This is a genomic window from Paenibacillus enshidis (assembly GCF_042136365.1).
Lineage (GTDB): Bacteria > Bacillota > Bacilli > Paenibacillales > Paenibacillaceae > Paenibacillus > Paenibacillus enshidis.
In genome coordinates, this window is record NZ_JBHHMI010000018.1 from 75,459 (window position 1) to 91,498 (window position 16,040).

The window sequence follows — 16,040 nt, forward strand, 5'->3', positions numbered from 1 at the left end:
TTTGGTATGATTTTCCTCAAGTATACCTTAATCTAGCGAAATTTGTAATTGGTCCATAATAAATTGGGAGGCGCTGAATATGATAGAATTTGAACGTTTGCATCACGTAAGCCTGGCTGTAAGAGATCTTGCAAGAGCAAAGAAGTTTTATTCGGAAGTGCTGGGTTTCCCGGAGATCGAACGGCCGCCGTTCCGTTCCAAAGGAGTATGGTATGCCGTAGGCGCGGATCAGCAGTTGCATCTGTTGGAGCATCCGCCGGGGGAGACGCTGCGTACCAAAGGCATCGATACGACGGACGGTCATTTTGCCATCTGGGTGAAAAGCCACTCGAAGACAGTTAAATGGCTGGAGAGCACTGGCATAAGTTATGAGGCGCGTCCTGACAGCGTGGCCGGGTTTGCCCAGATTTTTATTCTGGACCCGGATCATAACATTATTGAGTTCGGTGCGCCATATAACAGCTAGTAGCAGCAACAAAGCATGGAAACTGTCCCTCTATCTGCGGGCGATTTCTTTGTTACTGAAATAGGATAGGAGGTAGACTAGTGATCTAATTTTGGCAAATAAGGCAGCAACGACCCGCGATTACGAGTCATTGCTGCCTTTCACTGTGTCTTTAATCGATTGATCTCCAGCTCATTTTTCGAAGTTTTAAAAAAAGTAAACTCAACATCCTTCTGAATACTATCCAGCTTTGTATTCATGATTTGCAGCAAAGCTAGGGTATCATCCGGTTGTTCGGAGGCGAGCAAGTCCAATTTGCTATGCAAACTACTAATATCCTGCTTCAAATCGGTCAATTCTTGCTTGAGGGGTTCAAGCTTAGCGTCTAAAACGGTCTCAAGCATCTTGAGGACTTGTTCTGCTTCCATAGTCGAATCACTCCTTTAAGCGTATTATAGCATTCGTTGCTTGATGGAGGAACCCATAATAATAGACTCTGCCTATCGTATCCAACGGGATGAGGCAAGTAAATTTTCCCTTCATTAATGGCGATTTCTTAGTCGATTAGTTCTTCGCCCTCGTCCTAAGGGATGGGAAGTACTAGGGAAATATTTTGTAATCGCTATCACTTATTCTCGTGTATATTTATTTGTGAGATAACGAGACTTGAGAGGGCGAAGCCGATGGGGGAAAGATGGAAAAACCTGAATACACTGCGCAATCAGATTTTTATCGGTTTTTTCTTCGTCATGGTGATCATGATCGGGGTGACCGGGGCATTCATTTACAATAGAGTGTCTTATGTGTTGAAAAATAACGCGGAGCGGCACATTCAGCAAACGGCGGTGCAGGCCAACGGGCGTCTGGATGCCTTGATCGGGCAAATTGACGGCCTGACGGAGCAGGTGGCCAATCACCAGGGAGTGCAGCAGCTGTTGCTGGAGGAGCTGGGCGGCCGGAAGGTCACGTTCAGTCAGCGCCAATCCCTGCTGCAGATTATGTTCAGCTACCAGGCCTACATGCCCAGCGTCGGATCGCTGGAGTTGTACGATGCCGATGGCACCCTGCTCTTTCCGCTGCGGGAAGGGACTTTGGACAGCCGTATTGATCGCAGTTATATCGCGGAGGCCAACCGGCAGAAAGGGCGCTTGGTCTGGATCGGCACCGATCCGGATGACCCGCAGTCACTGCTGGCCATCCGTCAGGTCAGCTTGCTGGAACGTTGGTTTTCGCGCGGTGGATATCTGATCGCCCGCGTACAGCGCAGCTACTTTCAATTGAATGATCCCATGGCCGGAAGCGGCAGTGGGGAGTCCATCTTGCTCGTGGACGAAAAAGGGGAGCTTGTGGGCAACGGAGGGTTCCCGGCCGCCGATCTGTTAGGGTTATTAAACAGCAGCGGCCAGACGGTGAAATTCAGGGACCGGGAATATGTCAAAGTAGAGCAGTACTCGGACAGAACGAACTGGACGCTGCTGGTGCTTACCCCGGTGAGCTTCGTTACGGAAGGCCTTTCGGTACTTAGGACGATCATGCTGGTTTCCTGTGTCATCGGCACCCTGCTGTTCCTGATGATGTCCTTTCTTCTCTCCACCATGATTACCCGGCCGATCAGCCGCCTGATCCGAGCCATGCGCAAATCCCGCCCCGCCGCGCTGGCGCTGCAGCCCGAGTCTCCCGCCGCACTGGAGCTGCGGGAGCTGAACCATACGTACAACGCCATGATTACCAATATTAATGAGTTAATCCGGGTGGTATACGAGAAAGAGGTGCTGCAGAGCCGCACCGAGTTGAAGGCTTTGCAGGCGCAAATCAATCCCCATTTTCTGTTCAATACGCTGGAGGCCTTCAACTGGTCCTTGCAGGAAAAAGGGGAGGAGGAGTTGGCAGGGCTGATGGTGTCCCTGTCCAGGCTGTTCCGCTATACCATTGATCAACAGGGCAGAGACGGATGGGTAACCATTGGTGAGGAAACGGAGCACATCAGGCGGTATCTGCAGATTATGGAGATGCGGCTGGGTGAGCGTCTGACATGGCATATTGATACGCCCCCTGAATACGCTGCGGTGCCTGTTCCGAAGCTGCTCATTCAACCCATCGTGGAAAATGCAATCCTGCATGGTGTGGAGAGCAGCAGAGGAAACGGAGTTGTCGAGGTGCGGATCGGACATTCTGTGCGGCAGGGCTGGACAAGAGTGACCGTATCGGACAACGGCCCGGGCATGGACCGGGATACATGTGCAGCATTATACAGAGCCCTGCAGGGAGGGCCGTCTGTTGCCGGGAAAGGTACCGGCATGGGGCTGGCCAATGTCCAGCAGCGGTTAAAGCTATATTACGCGAGGGCGGACGGCAAAATCCAAGGCCTGCATATCGTGAGCTCGCCTGGCGCAGGTACGGTGATTTCATTTGACATTCCTAATGAAAATGGAGGCGGCGGGCATGGAACTGACGCTAAAAACGATATTGGTCGTGGATGACGAGCCGCGCACTCGGCAGGGCATCAAGCAGACGCTGGAGGCCGCAGGCAGCGGAAAGTACCGGATCGAAACGGCGGAGAACGGGGTGGAGGCCTTGGATAAGCTGCGGCAGCAGGTCTTTCACCTGCTGATTACAGATGTCAGGCTCCCCGAGATCAGCGGCCTGGATCTGATCCGCTCCCTGCAAGGTCATACACGCAAGCCGTGCATTGTGGTCATTTCCGGATATGCGGAATTTGATTATGTCCAGCAGGCTTTGCGACTGGGGGCCGTCAATTATCTGCTGAAGCCGATTGACAAGCAGGAGCTGCTGAAGGCGACCGGCGAGGCGTTAAGGCTGGAGGAGGAGCGGGAGCTGCATGAAAAGCTGGAGAAGCTGGTGGATCCCGCGCTGCTGAAGGTCGGCGGCAGGGAGGCCGCTTTAAGCGAGCCGGTAAAGGAAGCGCTGGACTATATTAAAGAGCACATCCACGAACCGTTAACGATGGCGGATATGGCGGCGCGCCTTCATCTGAATGCCAGCTATTTTAGCGTGCTTTTTAAAGAACAGACAGGAACGCCCTTCAGTGAATATGTATCCCGGCTGCGGATTCAGCGCGCCAAGGAACTGCTGCTGCAAACCCGGCTCTCGGTGATGGAAATCGGCAACAGGGTGGGGTACCGGACGGATAAATATTTTATTAAAGTGTTCAAGGAGCTGGAATCGGTGAGCCCGAGCCGGTACAGACAGCAGATGGCGGACCGTTCGGAAGAAATCCAATAATAGTGGAGTTATTGCCAATGGCCGTGGTCTGTGAGCGGCGTAAACCCGGTGCTAAAATAATTTTTGATAGCGGTTACATTTAAAAGCTTGTAATAACACTGGGGGAGGATTTGGGAATGTCCAAAAACAAAGTGTTTGCAGGAATTATCGTTATGCTCGCATTGATGCTGGTATTGTCAGGGTGCGGTGGAGCGGGAGAAAATGCCGGGGGTGGCGATTCGCAGGCTGGCGGCGGAGGCGACAAAATTACGCTCAACATGATGCATCTATGGCCAGCCGGAAGCTCGGCACAGCAGAACAAGCTGGTCAACCAGATTATCGAACAGTACCAGAAGGACCACCCGAACGTGGTCATTAAACAGGAGGTGCTGGAAAACGAGCAGTACAAAAACAAGCTGAAGGTGCTGTCCGCCTCCAATGAGCTGCCGGATATCGGCATTACGTGGGCAGCCGGATTCATGGAGCCTTACGTGAAAGGCGGCCTGTTCACACCGCTCGATGATCTGCTTAACGGGGAGCAGCTTAAGGACAAGTTTGTGGCAGGAACGACCGAAGCCTATGCAGTGGACGGTAAAACCTATGCGTTGCCCATCGAGCTGAACATTTCGCCTATTTATTATAACAAGGCCATTTTTGAAAAATATAATCTGCAGGTGCCCACGACCTACGATGAATTCAAGCAGGTGGTGCAAACGCTTGCCAGCAAGGGTGTCGCACCGATAGCGCTGGGCAACAAAGACCGGTGGACCGGATCGCTCTGGTATATGTATCTGGCAGACCGCATCGCCGGGAACGAAGCGCTGGCCAAGGCCATCGACGGCACCGGCTCGTTCGAGGATCCGGGTCTCGTGCAGGCGGCGGCTGAAATTCAAAGTCTGGTGGATGTGAATGCGTTTAACAAAGGCTTTAACGGACTGTCCAATGATGAAGGCAAATCGGAGTTTATGAACGGAAAAGCGGCCATGTATCTGATGGGCACGTGGGAGCTGCCGAATTTTACGACCAACCCGGATATTCCACAGGAATTTAAAGACTCCATTGGATTTTTCAAATTCCCGACCGTGAACGGTGGCAAAGGCAATGTCAACAGTTGGGTGGGCGGTCCCGGCGTGGGCCTGTTCGTGGCGGAGAACTCCAAGGTGAAGGGAGAAGCAAAAGCGTTTGTGGAATATTTTGTGGCAAAATGGGGCGAACAATCCGTGACAGATGCGGGCGTCATCCCGGCGACCAAGGTGGACACCTCCAAAGGGAATCTGCCACCGTTGTATGTGGAGCTGCTGAACGAGCTGAATAATGCCAGCAGTATCACGCTGTTTGCGGATGTGAAGATGAAGCCGAATGCCGCCCAGGTGCATCTCAACATGATTCAGGCCTTGTTCGGCAAAGCGGTCACGCCGCAGCAGTTCGCAGCAGAGCACAAGCAGGCAGTGGAGAAAGGCAATTGACGGCTGGCTGCCGGAAATAGAGGAGGACCCAAGCCGTGAATAAAGTCATGTCCAACAAATTCATCATCGCCCTGTACGTGCTGCCATCCTTGCTTTTGCTGCTGGCCGTCATCTACGTTCCCATCGTACTGACAGGCTACTACGGGCTGAACGAATGGGACGGTATCTCTCCCATGACCTTTGTCGGGCTGGATAATTACAAAGATCTGCTGGCGGATACCGCCTTCTGGCAGAGTGCGTACCATTCGCTGCTGCTGGCCCTGTTTTCCGGCATCAGCCTGATCGGATACCTGCTGATTGCACTCGTGCTGTCAGGCAAAATCAAAGGCGCCAACCTGCTGCGTAAAATTTATCTCATTCCGATGCTGCTGTCTTCGGTGGCGATTGCACAGCTGTGGATGAAAATATATCATCCCACCAATGGAGTGCTGAACACGGTGCTGATGTCTGTAGGTATTCAAAATCCGCCGGCCTGGCTGGCGGAGCCTTCCATTGTGCTGTTTGCACTGTTTATTCCGATCGTTTGGCAGTATGCGGGGTTTTATATCCTCATTTATTATGCCGGACTCAAAAATATCCCGGAATCGCTCATTGAGGCGGCGCGGATTGACGGGGCTAATCCGCTGCAGATCGCGCTGCGCATTAAGCTTCCGCTGGTGAGCGAGGTCATCAAGGTGACCATTGTGCTGTCATTTGTCGGGTCTTTGAAATATTTTGACCTGATCTATGTCATGACCGACGGCGGCCCGAACGGGGCCAGTGAAGTGATGGCGTCCTATATGTATCATCAGGCCTTCCGCGGATTTGATTTCGGTTATGGCAGTGCTGTTGCATTTTTTCTGCTGCTCATCTGTCTGGCTGCGACATTTGTGATCCGCAAGGTGACGGCGACCAAGGATACGATTCAGTATTCATAGGTGGAAAGGAGGGAGGGAGCGTTTATGAAATCAGGAACGATGGTGCAGCATGCGCTGAATCGGCAGGTGGGGAGCAGCCGGGGATTATGGAACCGGGCTGGATATGCTCTACTGTACGTTATTCTCATTGCCGCAGCCGTTCTGCAGCTTCTGCCGTTAATCTGGCTGCTGCTGTTTTCGCTGAAAAATAATCAGGAAGTGTTTAATTTGCCCCCGTTCGCATTGCCGCCGCAGCCGCATTGGGATAATTATGCCAAGGTATGGTCGAACGGCAATATCGGCACTTATTTTATGAACAGCGTTTGGATTACGATCGTGTCGCTTGTGCTCACAGTGCTGCTGGCCAGCTTTGTCACGTTTGCGGTCACGCGCATGAGATGGAAGGGCAGCTCCTTCGTGCTGGGGCTGTTTATGGTCGGGATGATGATCCCGGTCCATTCCACGCTGATTCCATTGTTCAGTATGTTCCAGAAGCTGAATTTAACGGATAATCCGTTATCTGTGATCCTCTCTTACGTCGCTTTTAATCTGCCGACCACGATTATGATTTTGCTCGGATTTTATTATGCTTTGCCGGGAGAAGTGGAGGAAGCGGCGGTGATGGACGGGTGCTCCGTGAACCGGATGTTTTTCCGGATTGTGCTGCCGATGACCTCTTCCGTCATGGCGACCACGGCGATCATCAACATGATCTATAATTGGAATGAATTTATTTTTGTAAATACCTTTATCAGCTCGGATCAGTACAAAACGTTGACAGTCGGTGTGCAAAATTTCATCGGCCAGTATACGACAGACTGGGGAGCCATCGGCGCCACGCTCATGATCAGCATCCTGCCCATTCTGCTGGTGTTCCTCATCCTGAGCGACCGGATTGTGGAAGGGATCGCGGCAGGCTCGGTTAAAGGTTAGCGTTATCCAATCGGACGAACTCAACGGACGCACTCAAGGAGCGGATGGATGAAGTTGTAATACTGACGAGGAGCTCTGCTGGCTTGCAGCCAAGAGCTCTTTTTGTGTTAAAGTTGCATTTGCGGTATATAGTTAGATTTACATAACATTTATCTTGACCGAAATTAGTTCGACGTCGTATTATGGGATGGCGAATATGTTTGAAAGGAGTGTGGCAATGAACTTTGAGGCCAACCGCAAACGTGATGAAGTGGATATGCGGGTACGGAAGCTGGCGGAACATTTTCCACAATTAGAAGTGAGATGCCTGCGCACCATGATGTTTTATATACACACAACTCATGAAGTATACAATGAAATGAGCGGCAAATTGTCCGAGCACGGTCTTTCGGTTGGCAAAATGAAGATTTTGATGCCCTTGTTTGTGTATAGAAAATCCTTGACTCCATCGGAGCTGGCTGCTTATTCGGGGGTTACGCGCTCCACGATGACCAGTGTGATTGACGGTCTTGAACGTGACGGTTTAATCAAACGGGCAAGCCTGAATGACCGCAGAATGACAGCCATTCACCTGACCGAGAAGGGTATGGAGCTTATAAATACCACGGTGCCTGCGTATGCTTCTTTTGTTGCGGGTATAATGCAGGATTTTACAGAGGAGGATCATGAGACATTAGTGAGACTTCTGCATAAGCTTAGCGATGGATTGGAAAGGTTCAGGAATAGTTGAGCTTTTCTTCCTCAGATAGTTCGACGTCGTATTATATGAGGTCTTATAAACTATTTTTTTCACAAGGAGAATAGATATGTTGAAGAAATTTATCCCTTATATTTTGTTGATCGTCGCCCTGGGTGCGGGCGGGATTTTAATGGCGATGAGCGGCAAGGATGCAGTAAGCATGGCTGCACAGGAGAAGGATACGCTGCTTGCCGCGGATACGGTGAACGCTTCTTTTCAGGGAGTAAGTGGAAAAGTGAGCTCCATTAACGTCAAGGAAGAGCAGCGGGTCAAAAAGGGCGACGTACTAATGACCTTGGACCCGGTGGACAAAGAGCTGGAGATTGCAAAGCTGCAATCACAAATTGCCCAGATGGACGTGCAAATTGCGCAAGCGAAGGGTTCGCTTGGTATCCAGGCAGATAAAATAACAGAATCGGAGAAGCAGGCCCAGCTTGACATTCAGGCTGCACAAACAGCCGAAACTCAGGTGAATAAAGGGGCGCGGGCCGAGGATATTCAGCAGCAGCAACTGGCCGTGGCCTCGGCGAAGCAATCTGCAGAGAATGCCTTGACGGCTGTGGAGACAGCCAAGCAAAACGTCGAAATCGCTAAAAAGACGGTCACGTCCCGGCAAAAATCATTTGACCTGGCCCAGACGAGCTATAACCGGGTCAAAGCGTTAAAAGAGAGTGGTGTCGCCAGCCAGGCAGAACTGGACAAAGCCCAGAATGAGCTGGATTCAGCCAAGATTGCGCTCGAAACGGCACAGGATCAGCTCGAAATTGCCAATGCGTCGGTAGCTACGGCGTCCAAACAGGCGGGTATCGCGCAAAATACGGTTTCACAGCAGCAGACCGCTTTGCAGAAGATGCAGGCCGGAGCCACTGCCGAGGAGCGTGAGCAGGCCCGTCTCAAGACCGAGAAGGCCAAAGAAGCGTTAACCCAAACCTCTAAATCCAGAGATGAGGTCCAGAACGGCAAATACAATGTGAATCTTCTGACCAAGCAAAAGGAAGCTTTGCAGGTTCAACTGAAATCGCTGCAGCTGCAGCGTGACCGCACGGTGCTGAAGGCTTCTGTAGACGGCAAAGTGACGCGGGTTGTGCCTAAGCTTGGAGAGAATGTATCTGCAGGCTCCACGGTTGTCATGATCGAAACAGCTGATTTGTATTACGATCTCTATGTGGGAGAAGCGGATGTCGCCAAATTCCAGGCCGAATCCAAAGTAACCTCACACATTGTGGCCTTGAATAAGGATGTCGAAGGTACGGTGGAATACATTACATCTGCCCCGCAATATACCAATATGAGAATGAGCCGTGACAAAGGCCAAGCGGATACCAGCTCATTTCAGGTCCGTGTGCAGGTGCCGCGTACTGAAAATCTGTTGCCTGGAATGACGGTGGAGGTACAAGTGCATGAAAGCGCTGATTGATGAATGGAAGCATATGCTTGGCGGCAGGACCGTTTTTATTCTGCTGCTTGTGCCTATTGTGGTAGCCGCTGTGTTTGGTTATGTGTTCAAGAATAGTCAGATTAATGAAGCGCCGGTTGCTGTAATTGATCTGGACCATAGCGCCTACAGCAGCCAGTTGATGACCAAGCTGGACGCCTCTCAGTATATCCATGTAAAAAGAGTATTTGAAAATGATACCGATCCGGATATGCTGCTCTATAACGAACAATTTTCCGCAGTCATCTATCTGCCCGTCGGGCTGGAAGCCAACAGACTGCAGGGAAAACAAAGCAATATCGGTCTTTATGTGGATAATACCGTCGCACAGGCCACAGCCAGCTTGCGGACGGGTGTAACGGAAGTGATCACGGCGGAGAATGCCGTGCTTGCTGCCGGGAGCTTGAAGGCCTCCGGTTTGACCGACAGCCAGATTTCAGGCATGACCTCTAATATGGTGGTGCAGCAACGGCTGCTGTATAATCCGACCAACAGCACGATGATGAGCTCAGTTATGGGTTTTGTGAATACGGTGATGTTGTCCCTGATCGGCGGTGCTGCATTGGCCATCGTTCCCCGGCTGCGGTCAGAGGGGCGTCTGCAGGAGGAAATGAATCATCCTGTCGGGATTCTGCTGCGGGTACTGCCTTACGCTTTGGTCGGGTGCATCTCGTTCTTCCTGTCCATAGGTTTGATCAAGCAGCTTGGCGGGCTAAGGTTTGAAGCGGGTCTGCTGGATATGCTGATTCCGTTTATGCTGTATACGACAACACTCAGCCTGTTTGCGATGGCGGTTGGCTGGAGTGCCCCCACTCCGGAGAAAGCATCCGGCAGAATCATGATTCTGATGATGCCTTCCTTCCTGCTGAGCGGAGCGCAATTGCCGGTCTCCATGCTTCCTGGTCCGCTGCAGGTGGTCAGCAACATTCTGCCTTTGACCTGGCATTTCAAATTTCTGCGCGGTATGGGATTCAGAGGCGGCGAGCTTCGTTACTTTATTCAAGAATTGGGTGGTATCCTCATATTACTGAGCGCTTTTGCAGCCATCATTTTAGTGTTGATGGCAGTTGAAAAAAGGAAGCTGAGCAAGGTTGAAGTGAGAGAGAATGACGTGTCAGTCCCACAGCAGCAGACTATGGCTCATTCCTAAAGGAAAAAACGATATGACATTTGTCATACTCCAGTATTGACGTTTGCGACTACCCCCACCGGATGCTTTTATCTATGATAGATACAGAGTCATAGAGTGCATCCGGTGGTTTAAAAAACGGCAGCGCTTGCGACAATATGGAGGAGGAACCACGTATGAGCCGAAATGACATCCTGTCCAGTCTGAAAAAGAAAGTTGCCCCGTATGAACAAATTAATGAGAAGTCGAGTTTATTCCAGCTTGCGAATACCTTTATACCATTGATCGTGCTTTGGTATGCGGCTTATTTAAGCCTTGCCGTATCCTATTGGCTCACACTCCCCATTACGATCCTCGCGGCCGGTTTTGTGGTACGCACGTTCATTATCTTCCACGACTGCGGTCATCAGTCCTTCTTCAAAAGCCGTCGTGCCAATGATATTCTGGGTACCATAACAGGCATTATTACACTTTGTCCATATGTGCAGTGGAAGAACACACACGCGATCCATCACGCGACGAGCAGCAACCTGGATAAGAGGGGAACAGGAGACATGTGGGTGCTCACGGTTGAGGAATATGCGCAGGCATCCTTTTGGACAAGAGCGGCATACCGTGTGTACCGTAATCCATTTATCATGTTTGTTGCCGGGCCAGTGTATGTGTTTCTGTTTTCACATCGGTTTAATCGAAAAGGAGCCAAACGCAAAGAGAAAATAAATACCCACATCACCAATGTTTCCATTGTTATTTTATATGCCCTGTTATGCTGGGCTATCGGCTGGCAAGCCTTTGTGCTAGTGCAGGTGCCAATCTTTTTTGTATCAGGTATGCTGGGCATCTGGTTGTTTTATGTGCAGCATCAGTTTGAGGAATCGTATTTTGAGCATGATGAAGAATGGAGCTATGTGAACGCGGCGGTGGAAGGAAGTTCTTACTATAAGCTGCCGAAGCCTTTGCAATGGATTACGGGCAATATCGGCTTCCATCATGTTCACCATTTGAGTCCGAAGGTACCGAACTACAACTTGGAAAAGGCCCATCATGCCGCGCCTCCGCTGCAAAAAGCGACGACCATCACCATTCGAACAAGTCTGCAATCGCTGCGATTCCGGCTGTGGGATGAGGAGAGGAAAACTTTTGTAGGCTACAGCAGTGTGAAACGGAAAGCACGTCATCACGATGCCGCGGCTAATCGGTTAATCACCAAACCTAATGTTCAGGGAGAATAATCCTCTGCCGAGATTGTGTTAAAATGATTGAAACGCTAAACGGTTCAGTTATAACGCGCGGCACAGGGAGGACAGCAATGCAGAAATGGTATCAGATTTTTCACCGCAGCACGGGGCTTAGCCCATATGTATGGGTTGTCCTGTACATTCTCCCATTCTACTTTATATTTCGTTCGTCCTCTACGTATCAGGTCGTACTGGGCTGTATTATGATTATCACTTTTTTTGCTTGTTATGTTCTGTCTTTTCTGTCAAAGGGCTGGCTCGTATACTTCTGGACCAGCATGCAAATTTTGATTTCCATTACGATGACGCTTTTGTTCGGGTATGTGTATTTTTCACTCTTTCTGGCGTTCTTTATCGGGAATATCCGGAACCGGGCCGGTTTTGTCACGTTATACACGATTCATCTTGTGACGACCATCGCAACGATCAATTACGGCTTCGTTTCACGGAATCCGTTATTCATTTCACAGTTGCCTTTCGTTCTGGTCAGTACCATCGGGGTTATTCTATTGCCTGTCACCACATATACCCGGAATAAAAGCGACCGTCTGCTGGGAGAACTGAATAACGCGAACAAAAGAATCTCCGAGCTGGTCAAGCTGGAGGAGCGTCAGCGGATTGCCAGGGATCTGCATGACACGATCGGTCAGAAGCTGTCCTTGATCGGGCTGAAGAGTGACCTGGCAGGCAAGCTGATCACTCAGGATGCGGAACGGGCCAAGGCCGAAATCGAGGATGTGCGTCAGACAGCCAGGAATGCATTGAAGGAAGTACGGGATATGGTTACCGAGATGCGGGGAACGAGTCTGGAGGATGAAATTTCCCGTATTCGGCAAATGCTGAAGGCGGCCCAAATCACGCTTACTGTAGAGGGTGATCCCCATCTTACAAATGTTTCCTTGCTGAATGAGAACGTGCTGAGCATGTGCCTTAGGGAAGCAGTGACGAATATTGTCAAGCACAGCTTTGCGAGCGACTGTTACGTCAGGATCGAGCCGTCTAGAACTGAACTGACACTAACAGTGGAAGACAACGGAACAGGCCTGCCTAAGGAGACTTCTTATTTCCGGGGAAATGGGCTGCGTGGCATGAAAGAGCGCCTTGAGTTTGTGAACGGAAGTATAGATGTTCGTTCAGACAACGGCACAAAGCTGGTCATACAGGTCCCCAATGTCCTGGAGCAGCCGGTAAAGGAGGCAGAGAAATGATCACGATTGTAATCGCCGAAGACCAGCGAATGCTGCTCGGGGCTCTGGCTTCCCTGCTGGATTTGGAAGAGGATATGAAGGTCGTCGGCCAAGCGGGAAACGGTGAGGAAGCCGTAAGGCTGGTACATCAACACCGTCCGGATATTTGTATCATGGATATCGAGATGCCGCTTAAAAGTGGGCTGGAGGCGGCGGAGGAATTGAAGGGCTTCGGCTGCAAGGTGCTGATTCTAACGACCTTTGCACGGCCAGGTTATTTTGAACGGGCATTGAAGGCAGGCGCACATGGATATCTGCTGAAGGACAGCCCCAGTGAGGAATTGGCATTCTCCATCCGAAGCATTATGGCCGGACGAAGAATATATGCTCCCGAGCTGGTAGACGGAACATTCGGTGAAGAGAATCCGCTGACCGACAGGGAGAAGGAAGTGTTGATGCTGATTGCTGAAGGCAAGACGACCAAAGAGATTGCCGGTGAGCTATTTCTGACGGCAGGCACGGTCCGCAATTATATTTCGGTTATCCTCGACAAGCTCAATGTCAGCAACCGGATCGAGGCCATTACCCGCTTTAAGGATAAGGGCTGGTTTAAATAAAAGATGCCGTCTCGAACGTAAGACGGCATCTTTCTATATGTGTTTTACAAGTTTAACAGATTTCCAGCTCATTGATACGGACATAACCAAGCTGATGGGAAGGGCCTTTGCGGGCGACCACCCGCACCTTGGAGGTCTGTACGCCTGCAAATGAATGTGTCCTGTACGTTTCCGTATTGGCGGTTACCTTCACGAGGCTGATCCAGGCCGATCCGTTCCAATACTCGAGATCATAATCGGCCAGCGGATATTCGGCAGAGGTATACAGATCAATCCGGTTAATGCTGGCTGCCTTGAGCATCTCCACCGTTACATATTGAGGCAGGGGCGTCCTGTTATCATTGGCCCAGCTATAAGCACCGCCGACCGTTGTGTTGCGGTCTCCATCATTGATCCTGGTTACCGAATATCCGGGATAGGTGGAATCGGCGGTAATCGTTGCCCCTAATGCCAGATTGGTTGAACTGCCGGATGACGGCTCTTTTCTCAGGTTCACCAGGTTCCCTCACCTTCGATTCCCGCAAACACTTTGACACCCACAAGACTGATACCGAGCACCTCTAACCCCACTTCCGCCTGTGCGCCTGCTCTGGCGGTTAATGTGCCTTCAATCTGGTGTGTAACGTTTAAATGCCTGTCCACACTGCTGTAAGGCTTAATGGTGCCAAGCCGAGGGATGTATAAGAAGTTTTTTCCTTTCACTCCTGCTTCAAGGGAATAACCCTGGTCGACAACAAATTCAAAGCTGACGTTTCCGTCAATGCCGATGACAAGGAAGATGCCAACCGTCGCCATTCCCACTTTTCCGGCATCCAGCTCCAATCCGTAAAGCGGCACTTTAATTTCCTTTTCAAACTGTGCCTTGCCTTTAACGTACACATTGGCGCTTTCACCTGCAGTGAATTTCAGATCAAATTTATTATGTTTGTAAGTTCCCCTGAGCTTTGGAGCTTTGAGGGTCAGCGTCCCGCCTGCTTCCACGAGAGTTTCCTTGCCGCCGCTCTTTTGGTTGATCAGCTCTTTTTTGAAATTGCAGACGAAGTCAGAGCCGGATTTGCTGCAGGATATGAAATCATCGGCACCGAATGTAACCATGTCCGTGTACACAGATGAGGGGACATCCGAATAGACTGCTGATGGAACGTCACTATAGACGGAGGATGAGACATCTGAGAAGGAGACAATGGAGCCGCCGGATGGATAGACCAGGTTGCTCTGATCAAACGTGACGGTTTGTTCAGGAATGCTGTAATATTCAAATAATTCTTCAAATTGGGGGATGGCGTACTCGACAACATAACCGGATGAAGTAAGGATGGCAGCCACCTTGGTAATTTTAATGGATTGGTCGGTCGCTTCATCCAGGTAAATTTGATTGGTTACAAGTGTGGACGAGAGTTGTGCATATTCAGCCGCAGTAATCGAGAAGCTGCCGGTTGCAGGGATTTCAGTAAACATGTCTCCTGTAATGCCTATTTTCTGCCTGATCAGGCTTGGCATAGGAATGTTGCTTTTTAGCTCATATTGCACATTGGCGAATTCGCCTACGTTTGTAATCGGATTGCTGATATCAAGACCATCGGCAGACACCGTGAACTCCATGCGGAAATAGGCCTCTTTAACTGCAGGATTATTGTAGGTATCTCCGATCCATATCCAGCGGGCAGATGTATTGTCCGGCATTCCTGCGACCTGCTTATTCCATGGAGACATGCCGTACATTCCGAAATCGGTGGCGTGCTGCCAGGCGGAATCGTTAAAATTGGTTTGCTCCCATCCGGTGGTATGGGTGGCCGTCGTTTTCCAGTTAAAATCGGAAACGATGCTTTCTTGCTGGTATACAAGATCAGCGAGCAGTCCCGCCTGCATTCCAAGATCGGTCGCCTTGACGGCGATCACATTTTTGCCCTGCTGCAGATTCAAATTAAAAGTGTTGGCCTGCGTCCACTGATTTCCTGAGCCTACCACGGCGCCATTGTGATAAAGGGTAAATTCATAACCGCGCATGGACACACGCGACTTTAGTCGTGTGAGGAATTGCGCTCGGCATAAGGGCTACCATGGGTAGCCCTTATGCCGAAAGGTCCATGCTTCCTCCTTTCGTCATGAGAATTTAACCTTGGCTCACTAGAGCATGTGCTATACTTTAAATGCAGTGAAAAGAGGTGAATCAGATATCCACCATTACAGCAAAAATCCAAGCGTGCACTCCATGACTTGTATTATCGAGAGCTGCGAAGTCGTTTTGGTTTGAAAAGCCAACTGGCACGATTGGAACCTGGTCCAATTCAAACGTCCTGAATATGATCTGGTATGGCATCGAGATTACTCTTTGAACGTTGACAAGTTTAGCGTAAATACACTGGACGGACGAGTGAAGCTTCGTTACAAAAAACGAGGCATGCAGCACTTCTTTGATGGCACATGGAAGTGGGGTACGGCCAAGCTCGTGTACAAACATAAGAAGTGGTTTTTGCATATTTCCATGACCAAAGAGTTCTCTGAATTGGATCTTACAAAGGTCAATCACATGGTAGGAATTGACCTGGGAATCAACTTTCTCGCCACCACCTACGACACTCAAAACCAGACGACGTTTTATCCTGGACGAACAGTGAAACACAAACGAGGCCAGTATAAAGTCTTACGCAAACAACTTCAGATGAGACAAACCCCCTCTGCTCGAAAACGACTCAAGGAAATCGGTTCAAGAGAAAACCGTTATGTTACGGA

Annotated in this window: 16 protein-coding genes; 13 read left to right on the top strand and 3 right to left on the bottom strand. The window is 50.3% G+C overall.

Translation table 11 applies throughout. From position 1 onward, the window contains the following. The first annotated feature begins 79 nt into the window (after nucleotides 1-79). Entirely contained in the window at nucleotides 80-466 is a 387-nt protein-coding gene (locus ACE41H_RS18150; protein WP_375356944.1) for a VOC family protein, read from the top strand. Nucleotides 467-606: 140 nt separating this feature from the next. On the opposite strand, the gene ACE41H_RS18155 is transcribed toward ACE41H_RS18150, so the two are convergent. Next, complete coding sequence (locus ACE41H_RS18155; RefSeq protein WP_375356945.1) at nucleotides 607-873, bottom strand: hypothetical protein; 267 nt, start codon at nucleotides 871-873, stop codon at nucleotides 607-609. 255 nt (nucleotides 874-1,128) lie between these two features. On the opposite strand from ACE41H_RS18155, the gene ACE41H_RS18160 reads away from it, so the two are divergent. The 11 genes from ACE41H_RS18160 (at nucleotide 1,129) to ACE41H_RS18210 (ending at nucleotide 13,307) form a co-directional block, all read left to right on the top strand. Next, a complete protein-coding gene (locus tag ACE41H_RS18160; protein WP_375356947.1) occupies nucleotides 1,129-2,925 on the top strand; it encodes a cache domain-containing sensor histidine kinase in 1,797 nt (598 codons plus the stop codon). Then, nucleotides 2,888-3,688, top strand: coding sequence for a response regulator (locus tag ACE41H_RS18165; protein ID WP_375356948.1), 801 nt, complete (start codon nucleotides 2,888-2,890; stop codon nucleotides 3,686-3,688). The genes ACE41H_RS18160 and ACE41H_RS18165 overlap by 38 nt, the downstream gene beginning before the upstream one ends. A gap of 116 nt (nucleotides 3,689-3,804) precedes the next feature. Further along, complete coding sequence (locus ACE41H_RS18170) at nucleotides 3,805-5,133, top strand: extracellular solute-binding protein (RefSeq protein WP_375356949.1); 1,329 nt, start codon at nucleotides 3,805-3,807, stop codon at nucleotides 5,131-5,133. Nucleotides 5,134-5,168: 35 nt separating this feature from the next. Beyond that, the gene (locus ACE41H_RS18175; protein WP_375356950.1) at nucleotides 5,169-6,050 is read left to right on the top strand and encodes a carbohydrate ABC transporter permease; all 882 of its coding nucleotides are present in this window, start codon (nucleotides 5,169-5,171) and stop codon (nucleotides 6,048-6,050) included. A gap of 39 nt (nucleotides 6,051-6,089) precedes the next feature. Further along, nucleotides 6,090-6,962, top strand: a complete 873-nt coding sequence (locus ACE41H_RS18180) for a carbohydrate ABC transporter permease (RefSeq protein ID WP_375356964.1) — start codon at nucleotides 6,090-6,092, stop codon at nucleotides 6,960-6,962. A 217-nt stretch (nucleotides 6,963-7,179) separates the two neighbouring features. Further along, nucleotides 7,180-7,692: a MarR family winged helix-turn-helix transcriptional regulator gene (locus ACE41H_RS18185; protein WP_375356951.1), complete on the top strand. Its 513-nt coding sequence runs from the start codon at nucleotides 7,180-7,182 to the stop codon at nucleotides 7,690-7,692. A 76-nt stretch (nucleotides 7,693-7,768) separates the two neighbouring features. Then, the gene (locus ACE41H_RS18190) at nucleotides 7,769-9,118 is read left to right on the top strand and encodes an HlyD family secretion protein (RefSeq protein WP_375356952.1); all 1,350 of its coding nucleotides are present in this window, start codon (nucleotides 7,769-7,771) and stop codon (nucleotides 9,116-9,118) included. Next, nucleotides 9,102-10,286 (top strand): ABC transporter permease, encoded by a 1,185-nt coding sequence (locus tag ACE41H_RS18195; protein WP_375356953.1) that lies wholly within the window; start codon nucleotides 9,102-9,104, stop codon nucleotides 10,284-10,286. The genes ACE41H_RS18190 and ACE41H_RS18195 overlap by 17 nt, the downstream gene beginning before the upstream one ends. A 155-nt stretch (nucleotides 10,287-10,441) precedes the next feature. Further along, on the top strand, nucleotides 10,442-11,497 hold the full coding sequence (gene desA, locus ACE41H_RS18200) for a Delta(5) desaturase DesA (protein WP_375356954.1): 1,056 nt from the start codon (nucleotides 10,442-10,444) through the stop codon (nucleotides 11,495-11,497). Between the two features lie 77 nt (nucleotides 11,498-11,574). Next, complete coding sequence (locus tag ACE41H_RS18205; protein WP_375356955.1) at nucleotides 11,575-12,711, top strand: sensor histidine kinase; 1,137 nt, start codon at nucleotides 11,575-11,577, stop codon at nucleotides 12,709-12,711. Next, entirely contained in the window at nucleotides 12,708-13,307 is a 600-nt protein-coding gene (locus ACE41H_RS18210) for a response regulator (RefSeq protein ID WP_375356957.1), read from the top strand. The genes ACE41H_RS18205 and ACE41H_RS18210 overlap by 4 nt, the downstream gene beginning before the upstream one ends. 52 nt (nucleotides 13,308-13,359) lie before the next feature. Here the strand turns inward: ACE41H_RS18210 and ACE41H_RS18215 are convergent, their stop codons facing one another. Both ACE41H_RS18215 and ACE41H_RS18220 read right to left on the bottom strand, forming a co-directional pair. After that, nucleotides 13,360-13,803, bottom strand: a complete 444-nt coding sequence (locus ACE41H_RS18215) for a discoidin domain-containing protein (protein ID WP_375356959.1) — start codon at nucleotides 13,801-13,803, stop codon at nucleotides 13,360-13,362. Continuing rightward, nucleotides 13,800-15,314, bottom strand: coding sequence for a hypothetical protein (locus ACE41H_RS18220; RefSeq protein ID WP_375356960.1), 1,515 nt, complete (start codon nucleotides 15,312-15,314; stop codon nucleotides 13,800-13,802). The genes ACE41H_RS18215 and ACE41H_RS18220 overlap by 4 nt, the downstream gene beginning before the upstream one ends. A gap of 367 nt (nucleotides 15,315-15,681) precedes the next feature. Between ACE41H_RS18220 and ACE41H_RS18225 the strand changes: the two genes are divergently transcribed. After that, a partial coding sequence (locus ACE41H_RS18225) for a transposase (protein ID WP_375356961.1) occupies nucleotides 15,682-16,040 on the top strand: 359 nt, incomplete at its 3' end.

Coding starts and splice junctions, on each gene's coding strand:
- ACE41H_RS18220 (WP_375356960.1), bottom strand. CDS start 15,314: ATGCGCGGTTATGAATTTACCCTTTATCACAATGGCGCCGTGGTAGGC.
- ACE41H_RS18185 (WP_375356951.1), top strand. CDS start 7,180: ATGAACTTTGAGGCCAACCGCAAACGTGATGAAGTGGATATGCGGGTA.
- ACE41H_RS18170 (WP_375356949.1), top strand. CDS start 3,805: ATGTCCAAAAACAAAGTGTTTGCAGGAATTATCGTTATGCTCGCATTG.
- ACE41H_RS18155 (WP_375356945.1), bottom strand. CDS start 873: ATGGAAGCAGAACAAGTCCTCAAGATGCTTGAGACCGTTTTAGACGCT.
- ACE41H_RS18160 (WP_375356947.1), top strand. CDS start 1,129: ATGGGGGAAAGATGGAAAAACCTGAATACACTGCGCAATCAGATTTTT.
- ACE41H_RS18165 (WP_375356948.1), top strand. CDS start 2,888: ATGGAACTGACGCTAAAAACGATATTGGTCGTGGATGACGAGCCGCGC.
- desA (WP_375356954.1), top strand. CDS start 10,442: ATGAGCCGAAATGACATCCTGTCCAGTCTGAAAAAGAAAGTTGCCCCG.
- ACE41H_RS18205 (WP_375356955.1), top strand. CDS start 11,575: ATGCAGAAATGGTATCAGATTTTTCACCGCAGCACGGGGCTTAGCCCA.
- ACE41H_RS18190 (WP_375356952.1), top strand. CDS start 7,769: ATGTTGAAGAAATTTATCCCTTATATTTTGTTGATCGTCGCCCTGGGT.
- ACE41H_RS18210 (WP_375356957.1), top strand. CDS start 12,708: ATGATCACGATTGTAATCGCCGAAGACCAGCGAATGCTGCTCGGGGCT.
- ACE41H_RS18195 (WP_375356953.1), top strand. CDS start 9,102: ATGAAAGCGCTGATTGATGAATGGAAGCATATGCTTGGCGGCAGGACC.
- ACE41H_RS18150 (WP_375356944.1), top strand. CDS start 80: ATGATAGAATTTGAACGTTTGCATCACGTAAGCCTGGCTGTAAGAGAT.
- ACE41H_RS18180 (WP_375356964.1), top strand. CDS start 6,090: ATGGTGCAGCATGCGCTGAATCGGCAGGTGGGGAGCAGCCGGGGATTA.